Below are 17,713 nucleotides of genomic sequence, written 5' to 3' on the forward strand. Positions count from 1 at the left end.
TGGATGTTCATTAACAAAGGATATATGATAGCGTTTTTCTTTCACTCCTTTTCTTAATTATGGGAAAAATAAGCCCTATTTGTTCTATTAAAGAACCTGATTCCATAACTGATGAGAAACTCAAGCAGTTTTATACTGATCTGGCCATCGAATTTACGGAATTGAATGCCTTAATAGAAAAGTATAATAGTGAAGAAAATTGCCGTAATAAGCGCTTATTTCTATATCAAATCTACCAAACGCAAAAAGCATTAAGTAGTCGATTTCCACAACAAATCATCGCTTCATGTCCTCAATATCAACAAATAATTCACCATAAATTATTTAAAGAAATTAAAAATGAATTTACTTATTTGAATGTTAGCTCCCTACAAGAACACACTTTAGAGGCTCAGCTCGCTTTAAAGCAGCCACAGGTTGACTCAACGTCACTACCTGAGCTTATAGCCAATATGCCTCCAGAAAAAGTGGATAATTTGTTAAAAATTCTATTTGAAGGTGCAGGTTTCAATCAACTCGAGCTCATCAATTTATATTTGCCCCACGAAGAAGGTTATAAAGGCTTTCAAGTGTTTTTACAAACCCACGCAATAATGAGTTTGGGCGGTAGGAATTCTCATAATTTTAAAATAACCAATACGCGTACCGGACAACACTTTGTTCTTAAAATAGATTTTCGTGAAAAATATCCTCGCCATGCAGACATCCACCTAAGAAAGCGCTCATTAGAAAATGTATGCACCTCAATATGGGCTGAGCGTGATGCAAGCTTTATTAATAATAAAAGAAAATGTATTACCCGCACACTCCTGGTTACCGATTATTGTCAAGGCTCTGATTTGGAAAGCCATGCCCAGTTTTCACGCCCTATCAGTGAGCTAGTCTCTCTAGCGCTTGATATCTATCTGCAAATGGCAAGCCTCTTAAGAAATATTGTTCGCGATGGCTGCGCCTTTACCGATATGAAAAACTCTAATTGGCTACTCAATAATGGGATTTTAAAACTAGCTGATACCAAATCATTTTTGTTTATTGATGAATCCGGCCTTCTCGATATAAACATCCCGGAAAATTATTGGTTTTATGGCATCACCGGCACAGTGGATCTAATACCACCTGAATTAAATTCTCGTATGCCTCTCCCAAGTTCTGCGGATAAGGCTCATACATTCATGCTCGGAAAGAACCTCTATCAATTTTTAACCAAAGCACCAGATCTAGACAATGTAATCGGGAAAAAGACCGATTTCTCCGCGCCCATTTTTCTCACCCCTTCTGGTGACTTATTAAAAGCACTCATAGCAAAATTAACTCAGAAAAACAGCCAACACCGCCCATCAATGGATGAGGTAATTAATGAACTAACCAAAATAAAATCTGCGCATGAGTTTTTGTTAGCATTAGAACACTATCACGTTTATATTACTCAATTTGAGCAATATAAACGTGGGTTCAATGACCTGGAAATTGATAAGGCCATTAGTGGCGCGAAGGAATGTCTTGCCCAAATAACAAACACCGAAGAGTTCCCTGATTTAGAGCAAAAACTAAATGCCCTAAAAGACAAAATTTGCGAAAATATGCAAATTGGCGAGCTAAAAAAAACCTGTGCTTCTCTATTAAAAGAAATAGAAAAATTCCGATTTGGGAAAGTGGATTTAGAGATGGTGCAGTTTAAAGAGAAAAATCTGCGTGATATTGACAATGCCAAAACGACAGAAAAACTGGAACAAATAAAATCAGAATTAAAAAATCTTGTAAAGCAAATGGCTAAGCATCCTGTGATTAAAGAAATTCATGAAATTATCGCTAAATTTCGTAACGAAAGCCGTTTCTATACTATAGGTATGAACGCAAAAGCACAACGAATTGAAGAGGCTATGGCTAAAGTGCCCCTTTTAGAACGATTTCATATTGCACAGCAAAAATCAGCCCAAGGCAACATGGTACTGCAAGAATTGGCATCCCATCGTCATCCATTCAGAGAAAACCCCTTAAATAAATCCGGGGAGTTCCCCCTCCCCCAAGCGGCCCGAGCTTATAGGTTGTTTACTGAAAAATTTCCTCGCACTCAGTCTGAAGAAATATCTCCATCGATGGCAAGAATGTCTTTGCCGTAGGTGTTAGCTTTAGCAAAATTCATCAAAATGGCTGGGTTTAGGTTTAACAGCCCAATCTACTAACCCAATTCCGCTGCAAAAGAAGAACGACGTTTGGATTGCAGCTCCACTTGCTCCTCAGCCAAAGCTTTATCATTAACAATCTTAGTGACACAAGCATCAGACCAAACATTAAGCGCAGTTTCCAACATATCAATTAAGCCATAGAAAGGTAAAATTATGCCCATCAATTCAAAAGGAACATTCATACTGGATAACAGGCTAACACTGAGAAAAAAACATCCCATAGGCACACCAGCATTACCAATCGCCGCAACAGTAGCGACCACCACCCAGAGCGCCATCGTAGCATAAGTAATGGGCATACCATGATTTTGCATCAAGTAAATTACCGTAGCAAAAATAAAAGCCGCACAACCATTCATATTGATGCTTGTGCATAAAGGGAGAACGAAACGACTTACCCCCGGTTTTACCTCTAAATTATTTTCTATAGTGTTCATCGTTACAGGTAACGTTCCTACTGAAGACTTAGAAAAGAAGGCTACAGATAAAGCAGGCAACATGGCACGCATTGCCGCAAAAGGCTTAATTTTATTTTTCTTAAGCCACAAAGGTAGAACTACAAAACCTTGAATCAGGTTTGCCAAGACAATGATTAATAAATATTGCCAAATTCCCTTAAGCTCCTTACCTGACTGCAACTGAACCACTGTGGAGGTTATAAATCCAAATAACCCTATAGGAATAATCGCAATAATCCAGCGAGTCATGACTAAAAACATACCGTGAGCGCCACGGAAAAAAGAGGTTAGTGTCTCACGTGCACCGTCTTCAGGAATTTGACGAACCGCAATACCAATAATAATACTCAAAAATAAAACCCCCATAACCTGTTGTTCAAGGAATGGAGCTAATAAGTTCGTAGGAATGATATTTGCCAGATGCCCAAAATATCCCAGACTATTAGCTGATTGAGTAAGGTGTTGTGCATTGATATTTACTTGTACCGAACTAGGTTGAATTATGATATACAAAAGGCAACTAATCGTTGCGGCAACAATAGTTGTTGAAAACGTATATTTAATCGTACGTTGCCAAATTTTTTTCATTAATCCATCAGTTGTATAATTCGCTAAGGTGACAATAATGGATAAAGAAATAATAGGTAAGCTAATGCACTTAAACAGCTTAATAAATAAATCAGAAACCAGTAAGCCAATATCCTTTAAAAAAGCGATACCCGACATGCCACTCAGAATTCCCAAACCAATCATCAAGGCATAGATAATTGGGGTACTTAACATGAAATTTTTCTTTTGATGATGTGCTGCACACATATTAAATCCTTAAAATAAACAGATAAAAAACAGATAACTAAAAAATGATTAATAGCAGCAACAACAAGAAAGGAACTTAGCGTTTAAGTTTATAGAATGAGAATTCTGGTATCGGGTGTGTAAAAGCATATAAACCTTTAATATCTGATTAAAATATGTACAACAAGCGCTTATTCTAACATATCCGGCGCCTGCGTCAAGAGAATTTAGTACGGATCTTCAATATATTAGGCTTTGTTTTAGGCGTATAACCCGTCGGTAGGCCTCCTCGATGCGTTGTGAATGAATTTTTTGCGTTAACACTAAGTGTTCTATTCGTTCAATAACCTCGGGTGCGGTAATATTATCCCATTGATTTGAAAAGATTATCATATCGGAACCCGCATTTATTGTGAGTTGCAAAGCCTTATCCAGGGAATAGTGATCCGTAATTGCTTGCATTTGCAGGTCATCACTAATAATGACGCCATCATAGCCCATTTCTTTACGTAATAAGTCAGTCAACATTGCATGAGATAAAGTAGCAGGTACTCCTTGCGAATCCAAATTTCTATTTATGACATGGGCAGTCATAATCATGGTTGGCTGATCAACATCCCTGACTAGTTCATAATAAGGAGCTAATTCCGCATCTGAAAAAGTCTCGGTTACATCAACAAAGCCCTCATGAGAATCTCCTACAGCACTGCCATGACCTGGAAAATGTTTATAACAGGTGGCAACACCGTAACGGCGAAATACGCGCACAAACTGACGAGCAAGACGAGCTACTACCTCAGGATTATCTGAAAAACTACGTTGCATCGCACCAATAATGCCCCGCTCATCATGCATGTGTAAATCAACTACTGGAGCGAAATCGAGATTAAACCCCAGAGAGCTTATGGTTTCAGCCATTTGAGATAGTTCCGCCTCCAAAGCATCTTCAGCTAAATGAGCCATGCTTAAAGCAGACATCGTGGGTATGGAGTCTTCAACATGAGTTAATTGATCAATAGCCCCACCCTCGTAATCAATTGCCGTAAATAAAGGCATCCGCTCACTATCTTCATCATAGTGTTGTGCAGAATAATGATTCAGCTGATGAATCAATTGCTTTATTTGCTGTGGGTTCTTTAAATTCTTGCCGTAACCACCGCTAACTACATCACGATCAAATAATATGACCCCACCTAAACCATCCTGTGATAACCATTCTGCAACGGGGCTGCGATCATGAATTTCACTGCCAGAAAATCCCATAATCAGCATTTGACCAATTTTATTTCTCAAGGTAATCAATTTCTTGGCCTCCTCATAAATAATAAGTGTCATTCCTGTCGATAAAGGAATGACAAATCCTTAACTTAATGGCAATGCCCCTTTCCCATAATCGGGAAAGGAATTTGGAGATTATAATTGTTTTGGCGGAATAACTGGAATATTGGAAAAATCACATTGGCAATTATTTGTTGCTTCAGGCGGTAATGGCACGGCAGCAAAGTCAGACGGATAACATACGGAAACATTCCATGCTGAATCGCCAGGCTTTATCTCATTAGGCAAAGACCAGTAATTTTTCGCTGAATAAACCTTTCCTTTTTCACTCTCCCAAAAATAAGGGGAATAGTGGGCACGATACATCAACTTTTGTCCATTGGTTTCACAGGGAAAGGTAACACGTCCCCAAGCTTGACCTGCAGGTACCGTAATGCTGGTTAATACTTTTGCGCTTAGGGCATCCAGCACGTCAACCGTCACATCATATTTTAGCCAGCAATTATCTTTTGCCAAAGTATAATAGCAGGTAATTGCCCACAACGGACTTGCGAATAAATACGTCAATGACAAAATGAGAAGTCGCATGAACATAACTTAATTCCTTTAAAACCATTGATCATCTTCATTTTAGTATACACGATATACAAATATAAACATTGAATGCAATAAAAACATGCATTCTGAGTGTATAAGGGTTGATTTTATTAGCTGACATGTATAAGCTTGCCGCATTGGAGAGATGGCCGAGCGGTCGAAGGCGCACGCCTGGAAAGTGTGTATACGGAAACGTATCGAGGGTTCGAATCCCTCTCTCTCCGCCAAAACAAGGGTCACTGCCCCTATTCCCAGCAGATATAAACTAATGCATTTAGGGATAAAACAATGAAGAGATGCTTTGCACAACTATCTACTGCTGTAGGAATTTTGTTTTCATTCACTACTCATGCAGTAAGCTACATTCCGACACTCACGTCTCAAGACCAGCCATGGTCAATTACGGCTAGTGTTGGCAGTGCTAATTACCAAGTTGTTGCGAATGATAAAAATTCAGCCTTAGGCAGATTAGCTCTTGGTAACGAATTACTACTTGCTGGCGATATCGCCCTAGGCCTCGAATTAGGGCTGCAAACAGGTAATAAAATTTGCCTCACTATTCCTAAAAAATCACTAAGCCGTCTCCGCTGGAGTCCAGTGCATACGACTTTATCTCCTGTTATAGACTTGCTAATTACAACAAAAACAGATCCTTTGTTTGACAGTGCCTTTTTCGCCCAGCTAAAAGGCGGTATTGCATACCGGCATTGGAAAATTAATCGTATCCCGGTTAATGAAATTTCCCAACTAGCCGGCGAAGTACAAGCTGGATTTGGTTACCCAATTACTGCTTTAGCCAGTTTGAGTTTGTTGTACCAAGGAATCTACGGAAATAAACCGAATGCTCAACTGGACGCATATTCGAAAAGAACAAATCTAACCAATATCCCTACTCTACATGCGGTTTTAGTAGGGCTTTCTGTTAATTTGTAACTAGCTTATGACGTCATGGCGTATGAAGGTGAAATAGGGTTCCGTGCTTCGCCTTCGTTTGCAATGACGGAAGAACATCAAAGATCGTTCTTATAAATAATGCCCCATCTCCCCCGTGTTTTCTCACCACAAAAGGCTATAATTCTAATATATGGCCAATTTTTGAACAAGAGAGTGTCATCATGAAAGAAAATCATTTTGCCTATAAAGTAACGCGCGGCTCTCGTGGCTTTCTTTATCCTCATTTCGAGTTACAAAAAGAAAAGATGGTAGACTTGCTTTCTGAAATAGAAAAACAACACTACGATGGCTTATTTTGGGTATTTAAACAATTTAATAATAATCCCCAGGAACAATTATGCATTGTCGATTGTACGAATAATCGAATCTATTATCATTTCTCTGGCGAAGTTGAAAACTTGCAAGAAACGATTAAACGGTTAACACATTAGAGTCTATTCGTGTTAACCATCCTTCTACGCGAGCGCGGACACAAGCGTTCACGTAATAGGCTATTAGATTAGTTTTTATCAAAAAACAATCGGCAACCCAACTTTTGAACAAAATTAACTCACACCAACCCTAGACAAATGACAGATTTTTAGTCACCATGCGGACCACACATAAATCAAGACAGGTGAGTCAGCATGCATTTAAAAAAAAATATACGCTTCATTTTAGGCCTCATCGTATTTGCATACTTATCTAACGCGTATGCAAAGGCCAAGCCCCAAGCCGTGGAAAGTGAAACCGCCATCCAAAATGCGGTATTAGTTCATATTAATGCCTATCGCAAACAACATGGTTTATCCCCATTGAAAATGGATAACAACATGGTACGAGAAGCCAGACAGCATTCTCTAGATATGGCGGCTCATAGAATGCCCTTTGGCCATCAAGATTTTTCCAAGCGCATAGCTCGTCTGCACAAAAAAATAAAAAACACAGGCGCAGGCGCAGAAAACGTTGCTTATAATTACAAAAGCGCCCAGATCGTAGTTCAGCAATGGGTACGTAGCTCAGGCCATAAAAGAAATATTGTGGGAAATTACGATCTAACGGGTATTGGCGTGATTCGCGACAAGCAAGGAACGCTTTATTACACGCAACTATTCCTACGTACAACCAAAGAACATCCCCGTGTTTCTACTCAGGCAACCCGAAGACCACCCTTTGGTGTTTCCTTTGGTGGCATTTCATTTAGACGGGGTGCTTAAACCCGAGAAAAAAGCCCTTACACAATCTTTGCAATAAAATCCGCAAATTTATTGGCATTCCCACAGAGGCTGGCCTATGATTGAAGCATAGACGGTACACATTGTTCAGCCAACAGCACGACATTGGGAGCCAGATTGAGAGTATGGTGTGCATGCTTAGAAATTGTAAGAAGCCTAAAATACTCCGGAGGAGTCCACTTTAGTGAATAAGGACTGTACTCAATCTTACTGTCTATACCAATTCGAGCAAAGGGCGTAGTGATACGCCCTTTCTTTATTTAGGACACTGGCTAAACAGATTAAATTACAATAAGATAAAAACTCAATTTAGGTAAAGGATTTGCCATGATTATCGCAGCCCTATTGGAAAAAGGTCACGAAACACGAGTAGCGATTACGCCTAACTCTGCAAAGCACTATATCAAATCAGGATTTGAAGTAATTATTGAATCAAATGCAGGCCAATATTCAGGCTTTGCTGATAAAGACTACGAACAACTCGGTGTACACGTCAGCAAAGACCGAAAATCAATCCTGGGAAAAACGAACGTTCTCCTTTGTATTAATGAACCCAACCCCAAAGATTTAGCAGGCTTACCCGCTGGAGCCCTCATCATTGGCCATATTGATAACGAACCACAGGCTGAGCTCATCACCTGGTGCTTGCAAAACACCATTAGCTTATTATCAATGAACTTAATTCCACGTATTAGCCGTGCTCAAAGCATGGATAGCTTATCTTCCCAGGCAAACCTCGCCGGATATCGGGCGGTTTTAGAGGCTACCAACCAATTTCAGCGCGCAATTCCAATGATGATGACCGCAGCAGGAATGATTCAACCTGCCAAAATACTAATTCTCGGTGCTGGAGTTGCCGGATTACAAGCTATTGCTACAGCCAAACGCCTAGGTGCTGTAGTTTATGCCTTTGACGTACGGCGCGCAGCTAAAGAGCAGGTTGAAAGTCTTGGGGCAGAATTCGTAGAAGTCAGCCAAGAACAAGACAGCGAAACCAAAGGCGGCTACGCCTCTGAAACCAGCGACGAATACAAAAAGCTGCAAGCAGAACTTATCGATCAATACGCCAAAATGGCTGACATCGTAATATCTACAGCCTTAATTCCTGGCAGAAAAGCCCCTATTCTCGTGCACAAAAACACGGTAGAGGGAATGAAGTCTGGCTCGATAATTGTTGATTTAGCTACGTCACGAGGCGGCAATTGTGAGCTCAGCGTAGTTGATGAAACAATTAAACACGGAAATGTTACTATTGTTGGTATTAGTAATATGGCAGGCCTGGTGCCAGCAACAGCCAGTGATCTCTATGCGAATAACTTGGTTCATCTCATGAATTTATTAACGGATAAATCCACTGAGATACAATTTAATCCAAAAGATGAGATCATTCAGCAAGCAATTCTTTGCCATCAAGGCGAATATTTACCGTTCCAGGCAACTAAGGAGACACAAAATGCATGAGAACTATGTTACCGTACTCACCATTTTCGTTCTGGCATGTTTTGTAGGATATTACGTGGTATGGAAAGTAACTCCTGCCTTACATACGCCGTTAATGTCAGTTACTAATGCGATTTCCAGTATTATCATCTTAGGGGCTCTTATCGCCACAGGAAGTCAATTTATCGGGCAAATAACCTGGATTGGTGGTTTTGCTATATTTATCACGTCAATTAATATTTTTGGTGGCTTTGTGGTTACACAGCGCATGCTAAGTATGTATAAAAAATAAGTAGTACGTCGCCCAACACCTACGTTTCGCGGTACGCAGGTATTGGGAGTGACCTTTTATAAAAATAAAAATAAAGGATGGATTCTATGACAAACCTGGTTCCCCTATTTTACTTATTGGCGGCCATATGCTTTATCCTGGCGCTTAAAGGCTTAGCTAGCCCTGTCAGTGCACGAAAAGGAAATCTACTGGGAATTACAGGGATGATTTTGGCAGTAGGTTCTACACTGATGATGCCAACTACACATCATCATCTAATACTAATTTGTTTGATCATTGCCGGCGGTATTATTGGTACTTTTATTGCTTTAAAAATTAAGATGACCGCAATTCCGCAATTGGTTGCCGCCTTCCACTCCTTAGTGGGTATGGCTGTAGTCCTCGTAGCCTTCTGCGCCTTCCTAGCCCCGGAGTCATTTCACATTGGTTCTACTGGCGATATAGCCAAAGCAAGCCTTGTCGAAATGAGTTTAGGTTTAATTATTGGAGCGATTACCTTTTCAGGCTCTGTAATCGCATTTTTAAAATTACAAGGCATCATGTCCGGTGTACCCATAAAATTTCCCGGCCAAAATGGTGTAAACCTGCTTATTGCTCTAGCGATTTTAGCAGCCTTAGTTGCATTTTTTATTAACCAAACACTGACCTTATTTTGCATCATGGCCGGCTTATCCTTTTTAATTGGAGTCCTGCTCATTATCCCAATTGGTGGTGCGGACATGCCGGTAGTAATTTCCATGCTGAACTCCTATTCAGGATGGGCGGCTGCAGGTATTGGTTTTACCTTAAATAATAACCTTTTAGTTATTACTGGAGCCTTGGTTGGTGCCAGCGGGGCAATCCTGAGTTACATTATGTGTGTGGGCATGAACCGCTCTATATTTAATGTGATTTTTGGCGGTATACAATCCTCTGGAGTATCATCCCAAGTGATTGCTGGAGGTGAATCGCGCAACGTTCGCCAAGCGAACGGTGAAGATGCTGCGTTCCTACTCAGCAATGCTAAAGATGTAATTATTGTACCAGGTTATGGTATGGCGGTAGCTCATGCGCAACACGCGGTAAAAGAGCTGGTTGATGCCTTAGAAAAACGTTCAATCCGTGTACGCTTTGCGATTCATCCTGTAGCAGGTCGTATGCCTGGTCATATGAACGTATTGCTTGCTGAGGCGAATATTCCTTACGACCGTGTGTTTGAACAAAGTGAAATCAACCGTGATTTTGCAACCTGTGATGTAGCGTTTGTTATTGGTGCTAATGATATAACCAACCCCGCTGCAAAAACAGACCCTAGCTCCCCCATCTATGGTATGCCCGTTTTAGAAGTAGAAAAAGCGAAAACGGTATTATTCGTAAAACGCAGTATGTCGCCTGGTTATGCTGGCGTAGAAAATGAACTGTTCTACCATGATAATACCTATATGCTTTTCGGTGATGCAAAAATGATGACCGAATCCATTTCAAAAGCACTGGAAGAATTATAATCCGTTATCCCGAACGTAGTGAGGAAGCTCCAAGCCATACAGAAGCTTCCTCACTACGTTCGGGTTGATCTGTTTTACAAATTGATTCAATTATATGCTTGTTCTCTTATAAATAGCCTCCAAGTTTGCCAAATAAACAAAAAAAATGTATCTTAACGAGTTATTTTTTACTTTGGAGTTATTTATGCTAAGAAAAATAGGCTTCGGTTTATTATGTATGGCTGCCTCGTTAAATACTCACGCTTATTCTTTAGAAACCAATGAAAGCCAAGCACGCGCAGTTACTGTTGATTATGAGTTTCGACCTAATCAACCACTAGTACTAGCAAATTACATGTTTTGGACTATAAGCGCTAATTGCATGATTACCACAGAAAATTCTAGTGCCCCACTAAATGTCGTAGCTATAGCTAAAAAAGGTAAAATTAATGATATCCCGTTAACTGCGGGTGAATCGATGCAGGTTCCTGTATTTAACGGAGAAACGTTGAGATTAAGTGCTGATTCAGGTGCTCGTGTTGAAATTACTAATTTAAGCCAGATGACGGTTAAAGCGAGTTGTACGACGTATTAAACTATAATTTATAAAGACTGTATATTGGGCTATAGCCCAATATACAGTCTTGCTAACGTCCACCTGAATGACTTACCGTAGCTACCGAATCCCATTAGCCCGACAAATATACCGCTCAATATCCTGATTCACCCCATTAATAACATCCTGCTCATCCCTATCAGGCTGAATCAAATCATACAACTCAGAACGTATAGTTTCCTCATTTCCCTGATTAAAACTACGCGTTACGGCCTCTTTAAGGGTACTTCCCTCTTTACTGACAAACAAAGCGCATAAGGCCTTCATTTTTTCTGTATTAGGTTGCTCAGCGCTCTTTAAAATAGAACGATAAAAACGGGCACGGCTTAGCTCTACCGGGCTATGATAACGTGGACTAAAGCTACCATTATGGAAAAACTGAACTCCTGGATTTTTATGATCTTCAAGATAGTTTTCTATCCCACGAATCGCCCTCTGCAATACACTGGGTAAATTTCGTTGATTAATTTCAAGTACGGATAAATTAAAGCGCTGTACTTTTTCCAAGTAAGCAGCAAACATTAACGATGAATCAATACCGGCTTGCACAGAGTATGCGGAATCATCAAATTGATATTTACTGCCGTCAAACTCAATTTCACCATTTTTAGCTAGACGCCCTTGCTCAATAATCAATTGCCGATGCGGCACTAGCAGCCGAGGAATAATCTGTTGCACCATTATTTTTTCATTAACCAATTTGGCAATGGGCATATATTCAGGCTTAAAAACATCGCGTGTACGAATGACTTCAAGCGTATCAGCCATATTCACTAAGTGCCTTAAAAAATCGATTTTAAGGTGAATATGCAGGTATTTGCGTTGAAATTCTTTCGAGTCATCTTTATGGCGAATGGTATCTGCAATTAGCGTCGCTAAATCAGCCCGAATATTCATTTGCATTATAAAATTACGGCAATTGTCAGCACTTTTAGCATCCCATAAATCAATGCCATCCCCTTCTCGCCCTGAATCATGCAATAAAACCGCGATACGAATTAAATCCAGTAAATAATCCTGACCAATACGAAAGGTTTGCGCAATCTCATCTAATGCGACCGTATATCCCTGAACATATTGAATATAAATCTCATCAATCTGGCTAATCAGCTCTGCCGCAGCAAGCACATGCAGCAATCCATGGGAGGAACGAATACGAAACAAATAGCGTTTATCATCTGAAATCAATTCTCTTAAAGGCTGAGGAAGTGGAATCTGTAAACGTTTGAAATTAACAACCGACATGGGTCTGGAGTAGAAATAATAATTAATTCCCTCAATTAATTCATTCTCGTTTTGAATTTCGCTAAAAAGTGGCATTTTTCCCCCAACAGCCATTAATTATTTAAGATACGCATAATAATTGTAGTCGTAGTTGGGGCGTACGGAAAGCTAAAAAACAGGAATCACACACGGTCACGTAGCCCGTATTAGACAAAGTCATACTACGGAGTGTTGTGACACAAATCCCCGTAGTACATTGATAAAATTAATGTTCTCGCGTCGCCTGGAATTTAATCTTCGGATAACGCTCTTCAGCCATAGTTAAATTAACACGCGTTGGAGCAAGATACATCAGGGCATCACCACCATCTAAAGCCAAATAATCATAAGCCTTAGTACGAAACTCTGCCATCGCCTTATCATCTTCAGCATAAACCCAGCGCGCACAACTGATATTAGCTGCTTCATAGACGCAATCCACTTTATATTCATGCTTTAAACGATGTGCGACTACATCAAACTGCAACACCCCTACAGCCCCTAAAATCAATTGGTTACTGTTTAAAGGTCTAAATACCTGAGTTGCCCCCTCTTCGGACAATTCAATTAATCCTTTTAATAAGGCCTTGCTCTTCAACGGATCGCGTAAACGAACTAGACGAAATAGTTCAGGAGCAAAATTCGGAATACCGGTGAACTTTAATTGTTCCCCTTGAGTAAAGGTATCACCAATACGAATGGTACCGTGGTTATGTAGACCAATAATGTCGCCAGCTAGAGCCATTTCGGTATGGGAGCGATCACCCGCCATAAAGGTTAAGGCATTAGAAATCTGCACTTCCTTACCAATACGTAAATGAGATAACTTCATCCCCTTCTTGTAAGTTCCTGAACACACTCTTAAAAAGGCAATTCGGTCGCGATGCTTGGGATCCATATTCGCCTGGATTTTAAATACAAAGCCAGAAAAAGGTTCTTCATCAGCAGAAACTATTCGCTCTTGAGTCGCTCGTGGTTGAGGGCCTGGAGCATAACGAACATAATCGTCCAAGAGCTCTTTAATACCAAAATTGTTGATTGCCGAACCGAAGTAGACTGGTGTCATCTTACCTGCTAAATACTCATCTAAATCAAATTCATGCGATGCGCCCTTAACCAGCTCAATTTCATCACGCAACTCTTGGGCACCATCCCCAAGTAGCTCATCCAATTGCGGATTATTCAAGCCTTTGATTTGTAAGGCATCTTGTTTTTGCGCATTCTTACCTGGCTCATAGAGATAAACAATATCTTGATAGCGGTGATAAATACCTTTAAAACGCTTACCCATCCCCACCGGCCAGGTTACAGGAGCGCATTTAATACCTAGAACCGATTCCACCTCATCCAGCAAATCAATAGGCTCACGACCCTCGCGGTCCAATTTATTAATGAACGTCATAATTGGCGTATCACGTAAACGACATACTTCCATTAATTTAACGGTTCTATCCTCAACCCCTTTCGCCACATCGATAACCATCAGTGCTGAATCTACCGCAGTTAGGGTACGATAAGTATCTTCCGAGAAATCTTCGTGTCCTGGAGTATCCAACAAGTTCATCACATGCTGGTTATGCACAAACTGCATCACGGAGGTGGTAATCGAAATTCCGCGCTCTTTTTCCATTTCCATCCAGTCGGAAGTAGCGTGTCGATCCGCTTTACGGCCTTTAACCGTCCCCGCCATCTGAATAGCACCTCCGAATAGCAATAACTTTTCAGTCACGGTGGTTTTACCGGCATCAGGGTGAGAAATGATCGCAAAAGTGCGTCGTGTATTGAACTCCTGATAAAAATCAGACATGAAACTCTCTACATAAAAAGTGTATTTAACATAGAGTGAATTTTAAGACATTCCCCATTAATTACAAGGAAAATCCCCTCTCCCAGAAGCATAAAGAGGGGTAAAGAAGGATTCGTAAGCCTGTTTTTTACAAATAACAGCCGATGCCATCATAACCAACAATTTGGCAGGATTTGTAAGCGGTTTGATCTAGTCGGTAACTAACAGAACCATATGACGCGATTATACTCCCATCTTTACGCTGCACAAGTTGTGGTTTTTGGTAATTTATTAGTGGTTCACATCCGGTCTGAACCTGTAGCCAAACCGCATTCCCAACCTGTATGCGTTTCGCATCTGCTGATAAACTATTTTTCCCACAGTCTTGAGTAGCTAACTGCTTTATTTTTGGTGAAGTAAAGAGCACATCATAAGCCGCGATTGCCGCCTTCACTGCATTTTCAGCATCTAAAATTCCATGTCCGCAAGGCTTTTTGCCCACACAAGATTTATTAGAATCTGCACTGACACCAAAATCATGAGTAGTAGTAAATAGAATTTGTTCTATCTGCTCTGGGCTTAAAACTTTATCGCTCGCAGAGAATATTAATCCGGTAACCCCAGCCACATGTGGCGTTGCCATACTGGTACCCTGATAATAATCAAATCCTGAACCATTGTAGCCACCACCAGGATTTACTGTAGATAAGATGCCACCCCATAAGCCATAACGCTTATCCCCACCTGGTGCTGCCAGAGTAATTCCTGGGCCATAGTTTGAGAAATATGAACGTAATCCTTCAGGACCGGTGGAGGCAACTTTAACTACCCCATTACAGACAGCAGGAGCGTTATAATGTTCCCAACGATTATCATTTCCTGCTGCAGCAATCAGTACAGCCCCTTGATTCCGCGCAAAAAAGACAGCCTCTTGTAGTGCTTGGTCACAAAAATCGATTTCATCCTTTGGTCCTCTATCAATCCCAAAACTCATATTAAGTACTTTAGCTGGATGAATATTGTTAGGAATTCCAGGAACTTCACCACCAACAGACCAATAAATTGCATTCACTACCGCACTTTCATAAAACATGCCCGAGGCTGCAGGAATTTTTACAGGTAAAATTTTTAAATCTTCGCCCATACCATTCATCACATTGCCATATCCTGCAATTGTTCCAGCGACATGAGTTCCATGAAATGACTTAGTTTCATCTTTTAAATTGTTATTGTTCGCAGCAAAATTCCATCCCCAAATTTTGCCCTCACTGTCTTTAACCAAGTTATTGATTAAACTGTCATGTAAGGAAATTCCGGTATCCAATACAGCAACCACTATGGGCTTTTTTGCTAATCCGGTCGTATAAGCCCAAGCACCATCTCGCGAGCCGGGCTTCGATTCTAGCATCACTCCCGCAGGGCGCTCAAATTCATCCCATTGGCTTTCATGGGTTAGTAAATCAACCAGGTTATACATTTTTGGGTCGGGCACAGGCGTAAAATGACCTATTCGGTCTTTTTCCGCATATAATACTTCTGGATTTTTACGCAGACGCTCGAGAACAAGAGTCGTAGGATCTGTTTTCTCTTGCGCGAAATTAGCTGGAACATCGATGATTAAGGAGTACGCCCCATTCGCCATAGGTTTTAATTCTTGAACAGGTAACTGTGAAAATTGAGCAATTTGCGATTTTAACGAAATCGTATTTTTTATTTGTTGTTTGTATTTAATAATAATGTGAATACTGTCTTGATTAGGAAGAGCCAAAGCCCCTTGAGCCATGGATAAAAGCCCTAAACCGATAATCCCTGCTTTAGTGTGCATACCCCAATCTCCTTATAAAATGGATAAAGCGCAACCCAGTATAAGATAAATATCAAAACAAGAATAGGGGCTTTAATTTCTATGATTAGGGTTCAAAAAAAGTGCCATCTGGCTCATTCTTTAGTCCGTCTTGTGACGATTTTATATTGTGGAATTCAGCTTTAAAACGCTGATTATTAAACATCGTGGTAACTTGCATTCGTTCTAATACTCGGTACAAATCTTTAGTGATTGTTGTTATTTCAGCTTCACTGTGAGTTTGTGCAATAACTTGCCGCTTCTCGATGAGAAACTTGTCCATGCTCACGTCATTTTTTGCGCAGTTCTCAATGCCATGCAGAAAGGTTTCGCATACTTTTTTGGCTTGATCAATCACATGATTACTCACGATCTTATTTAAAATGGACTTCAGACTTACCTGAATTTCATCAAGCTCTGTTTCGTTCCGTGCTGCATTAATTTGTTCATAGGTTTCTTGAACCAATTTATTAACCGATTGGTTATTATAAGAAAAATTCAGAACAACAAACTCATCAATATATTCTTGGCAATGTTCTTTGGCACGACTTAAATCATCCAGATCTTTAATTTTTTTCAGTAAATCTCCCCCCTCCCGCACCGAATTGTATTTCGTGGAATTGATTTTGTCATTTAACGTATGATCCTTTTTTAGAGACATAGGCGTTAACTCATAATTTGTTACTCTGATATAAGTTTAGTCTCAATGTTTTATTTTACAACCTGGGGGACTGTTCCAATCAAATAGCGTAGGCTGAGCTATACAGCCCAGCCTTGTGTTTGGTTGCTATTTAAGAAAAGACTGGTGCAAGCAACCAGGCTACATTGATGATATTAATAACGATAATGTTCAGGCTTGTATGGTCCTTTAACATCAAGACCCAAATACTGCGCTTGCTCTTGAGTTAAGAGCGTTAATTTCGCACCGATGCGTCCCAAATGCAAACGAGCTACTTTTTCATCTAAAACTTTAGGTAAAACATAAACCTGTCTTTCGTAGTTCGCTGCATGTTGGAATAATTCAATTTGCGCTAGAACCTGGTTAGTAAAGGAGGCTGACATAACAAAACTTGGATGTCCGGTTGCGCAACCTAAATTAACTAAACGTCCTTCGGCTAATAGAATAATACGTTTACCATCTGGGAAAATAACATGGTCAACCTGAGGTTTAATGTTTTCCCATTGATACTGCTTTAAACTGTGAACATCAATTTCAGAATCAAAATGACCAATGTTGCATAAGATGGCTTGGTTACGCATACGCTTCATATGCTCATGAGTCACTACATGGTAGTTACCAGTTGCCGTCACCACGATGTCAACTTGCTCAGCCACATCATCTAAAGTAACAACCCGATACCCTTCCATTGCTGCTTGTAAGGCACAAATAGGATCAATTTCAGCGATAAAGACCGTTGCACCTTGTCCACGCAGAGCTTGGGCACAACCTTTACCCACATCACCATAACCTAAAATTAGAGCAATTTTACCCGCAATCATCACGTCGGTTGCACGCTTTAATCCATCT

Annotated in this window: 16 protein-coding genes and 1 tRNA gene; 9 read left to right on the top strand and 8 right to left on the bottom strand. The window is 40.3% G+C overall.

The features are described 5' to 3' along the window. Positions 1-59 precede the first annotated feature (59 nt). Complete coding sequence (locus ACQY7T_RS12620) at positions 60-2,120, top strand: hypothetical protein (RefSeq protein WP_428413866.1); 2,061 nt, start codon at positions 60-62, stop codon at positions 2,118-2,120. A gap of 59 nt (positions 2,121-2,179) precedes the next feature. Here the strand turns inward: ACQY7T_RS12620 and ACQY7T_RS12625 are convergent, their stop codons facing one another. The 3 genes from ACQY7T_RS12625 to ACQY7T_RS12635 all read right to left on the bottom strand — a co-directional run bounded on the left by ACQY7T_RS12625 (position 2,180) and on the right by ACQY7T_RS12635 (position 5,311). After that, on the bottom strand, positions 2,180-3,460 hold the full coding sequence (locus tag ACQY7T_RS12625; RefSeq protein WP_428413867.1) for a dicarboxylate/amino acid:cation symporter: 1,281 nt from the start codon (positions 3,458-3,460) through the stop codon (positions 2,180-2,182). A gap of 219 nt (positions 3,461-3,679) precedes the next feature. Then, positions 3,680-4,741: a glycoside hydrolase family 3 N-terminal domain-containing protein gene (locus tag ACQY7T_RS12630; protein WP_428413885.1), complete on the bottom strand. Its 1,062-nt coding sequence runs from the start codon at positions 4,739-4,741 to the stop codon at positions 3,680-3,682. Between the two features lie 111 nt (positions 4,742-4,852). Beyond that, complete coding sequence (locus ACQY7T_RS12635) at positions 4,853-5,311, bottom strand: hypothetical protein (RefSeq protein ID WP_428413868.1); 459 nt, start codon at positions 5,309-5,311, stop codon at positions 4,853-4,855. A 142-nt stretch (positions 5,312-5,453) separates the two neighbouring features. Here ACQY7T_RS12635 and ACQY7T_RS12640 point away from each other — a divergent pair. The 8 genes from ACQY7T_RS12640 to ACQY7T_RS12675 all read left to right on the top strand — a co-directional run bounded on the left by ACQY7T_RS12640 (position 5,454) and on the right by ACQY7T_RS12675 (position 11,272). Beyond that, positions 5,454-5,541: transfer RNA gene (locus tag ACQY7T_RS12640), tRNA-Ser, on the top strand. Positions 5,542-5,602: 61 nt separating this feature from the next. Then, a complete protein-coding gene (locus tag ACQY7T_RS12645) occupies positions 5,603-6,247 on the top strand; it encodes a hypothetical protein (RefSeq protein WP_428413869.1) in 645 nt (214 codons plus the stop codon). Positions 6,248-6,429: 182 nt separating this feature from the next. After that, the gene (locus ACQY7T_RS12650) at positions 6,430-6,699 is read left to right on the top strand and encodes a hypothetical protein (protein WP_428413870.1); all 270 of its coding nucleotides are present in this window, start codon (positions 6,430-6,432) and stop codon (positions 6,697-6,699) included. 195 nt (positions 6,700-6,894) lie between these two features. Further along, complete coding sequence (locus ACQY7T_RS12655; RefSeq protein WP_428413871.1) at positions 6,895-7,464, top strand: CAP domain-containing protein; 570 nt, start codon at positions 6,895-6,897, stop codon at positions 7,462-7,464. Between the two features lie 345 nt (positions 7,465-7,809). Then, the gene (locus ACQY7T_RS12660; RefSeq protein WP_428413873.1) at positions 7,810-8,943 is read left to right on the top strand and encodes a Re/Si-specific NAD(P)(+) transhydrogenase subunit alpha; all 1,134 of its coding nucleotides are present in this window, start codon (positions 7,810-7,812) and stop codon (positions 8,941-8,943) included. After that, positions 8,936-9,214 (top strand): proton-translocating transhydrogenase family protein, encoded by a 279-nt coding sequence (locus ACQY7T_RS12665; protein ID WP_428413874.1) that lies wholly within the window; start codon positions 8,936-8,938, stop codon positions 9,212-9,214. The genes ACQY7T_RS12660 and ACQY7T_RS12665 overlap by 8 nt, the downstream gene beginning before the upstream one ends. Positions 9,215-9,300: 86 nt before the next feature. Further along, positions 9,301-10,698: an NAD(P)(+) transhydrogenase (Re/Si-specific) subunit beta gene (locus ACQY7T_RS12670; protein ID WP_428413875.1), complete on the top strand. Its 1,398-nt coding sequence runs from the start codon at positions 9,301-9,303 to the stop codon at positions 10,696-10,698. Positions 10,699-10,882: 184 nt separating this feature from the next. Beyond that, entirely contained in the window at positions 10,883-11,272 is a 390-nt protein-coding gene (locus ACQY7T_RS12675) for a hypothetical protein (RefSeq protein ID WP_428413877.1), read from the top strand. 81 nt (positions 11,273-11,353) lie between these two features. Here the strand turns inward: ACQY7T_RS12675 and ACQY7T_RS12680 are convergent, their stop codons facing one another. The 5 genes from ACQY7T_RS12680 to ACQY7T_RS12700 form a co-directional block, all read right to left on the bottom strand. Next, positions 11,354-12,613 (bottom strand): hypothetical protein, encoded by a 1,260-nt coding sequence (locus tag ACQY7T_RS12680; RefSeq protein ID WP_428413878.1) that lies wholly within the window; start codon positions 12,611-12,613, stop codon positions 11,354-11,356. Between the two features lie 169 nt (positions 12,614-12,782). Further along, positions 12,783-14,363: a peptide chain release factor 3 gene (locus ACQY7T_RS12685; RefSeq protein WP_428413879.1), complete on the bottom strand. Its 1,581-nt coding sequence runs from the start codon at positions 14,361-14,363 to the stop codon at positions 12,783-12,785. 127 nt (positions 14,364-14,490) lie between these two features. Then, positions 14,491-16,167, bottom strand: a complete 1,677-nt coding sequence (locus ACQY7T_RS12690) for a S8 family serine peptidase (protein WP_428413880.1) — start codon at positions 16,165-16,167, stop codon at positions 14,491-14,493. A gap of 85 nt (positions 16,168-16,252) precedes the next feature. Next, the gene (locus ACQY7T_RS12695; RefSeq protein ID WP_428413881.1) at positions 16,253-16,846 is read right to left on the bottom strand and encodes a hypothetical protein; all 594 of its coding nucleotides are present in this window, start codon (positions 16,844-16,846) and stop codon (positions 16,253-16,255) included. A gap of 173 nt (positions 16,847-17,019) precedes the next feature. Beyond that, positions 17,020-17,713: adenosylhomocysteinase (locus ACQY7T_RS12700; protein WP_428413882.1), on the bottom strand; the 694-nt coding region annotated here is incomplete at its 5' end.

Source organism: Legionella sp., from assembly GCF_965140895.1.
In the GTDB taxonomy this organism is placed as follows: Bacteria; Pseudomonadota; Gammaproteobacteria; order Legionellales; family Legionellaceae; genus Legionella.

What these genes read in the sequence shown, in the direction of transcription:
- ACQY7T_RS12625 (WP_428413867.1), bottom strand. Translation starts at nt 3,460, where the DNA reads ATGTGTGCAGCACATCATCAAAAGAAAAATTTCATGTTAAGTACCCCA.
- ACQY7T_RS12695 (WP_428413881.1), bottom strand. Translation starts at nt 16,846, where the DNA reads ATGTCTCTAAAAAAGGATCATACGTTAAATGACAAAATCAATTCCACG.
- ACQY7T_RS12635 (WP_428413868.1), bottom strand. Translation starts at nt 5,311, where the DNA reads ATGTTCATGCGACTTCTCATTTTGTCATTGACGTATTTATTCGCAAGT.
- ACQY7T_RS12685 (WP_428413879.1), bottom strand. Translation starts at nt 14,363, where the DNA reads ATGTCTGATTTTTATCAGGAGTTCAATACACGACGCACTTTTGCGATC.
- ACQY7T_RS12645 (WP_428413869.1), top strand. Translation starts at nt 5,603, where the DNA reads ATGAAGAGATGCTTTGCACAACTATCTACTGCTGTAGGAATTTTGTTT.
- ACQY7T_RS12650 (WP_428413870.1), top strand. Translation starts at nt 6,430, where the DNA reads ATGAAAGAAAATCATTTTGCCTATAAAGTAACGCGCGGCTCTCGTGGC.
- ACQY7T_RS12620 (WP_428413866.1), top strand. Translation starts at nt 60, where the DNA reads ATGGGAAAAATAAGCCCTATTTGTTCTATTAAAGAACCTGATTCCATA.
- ACQY7T_RS12675 (WP_428413877.1), top strand. Translation starts at nt 10,883, where the DNA reads ATGCTAAGAAAAATAGGCTTCGGTTTATTATGTATGGCTGCCTCGTTA.
- ACQY7T_RS12660 (WP_428413873.1), top strand. Translation starts at nt 7,810, where the DNA reads ATGATTATCGCAGCCCTATTGGAAAAAGGTCACGAAACACGAGTAGCG.
- ACQY7T_RS12670 (WP_428413875.1), top strand. Translation starts at nt 9,301, where the DNA reads ATGACAAACCTGGTTCCCCTATTTTACTTATTGGCGGCCATATGCTTT.
- ACQY7T_RS12665 (WP_428413874.1), top strand. Translation starts at nt 8,936, where the DNA reads ATGCATGAGAACTATGTTACCGTACTCACCATTTTCGTTCTGGCATGT.
- ACQY7T_RS12680 (WP_428413878.1), bottom strand. Translation starts at nt 12,613, where the DNA reads ATGCCACTTTTTAGCGAAATTCAAAACGAGAATGAATTAATTGAGGGA.
- ACQY7T_RS12655 (WP_428413871.1), top strand. Translation starts at nt 6,895, where the DNA reads ATGCATTTAAAAAAAAATATACGCTTCATTTTAGGCCTCATCGTATTT.
- ACQY7T_RS12690 (WP_428413880.1), bottom strand. Translation starts at nt 16,167, where the DNA reads ATGCACACTAAAGCAGGGATTATCGGTTTAGGGCTTTTATCCATGGCT.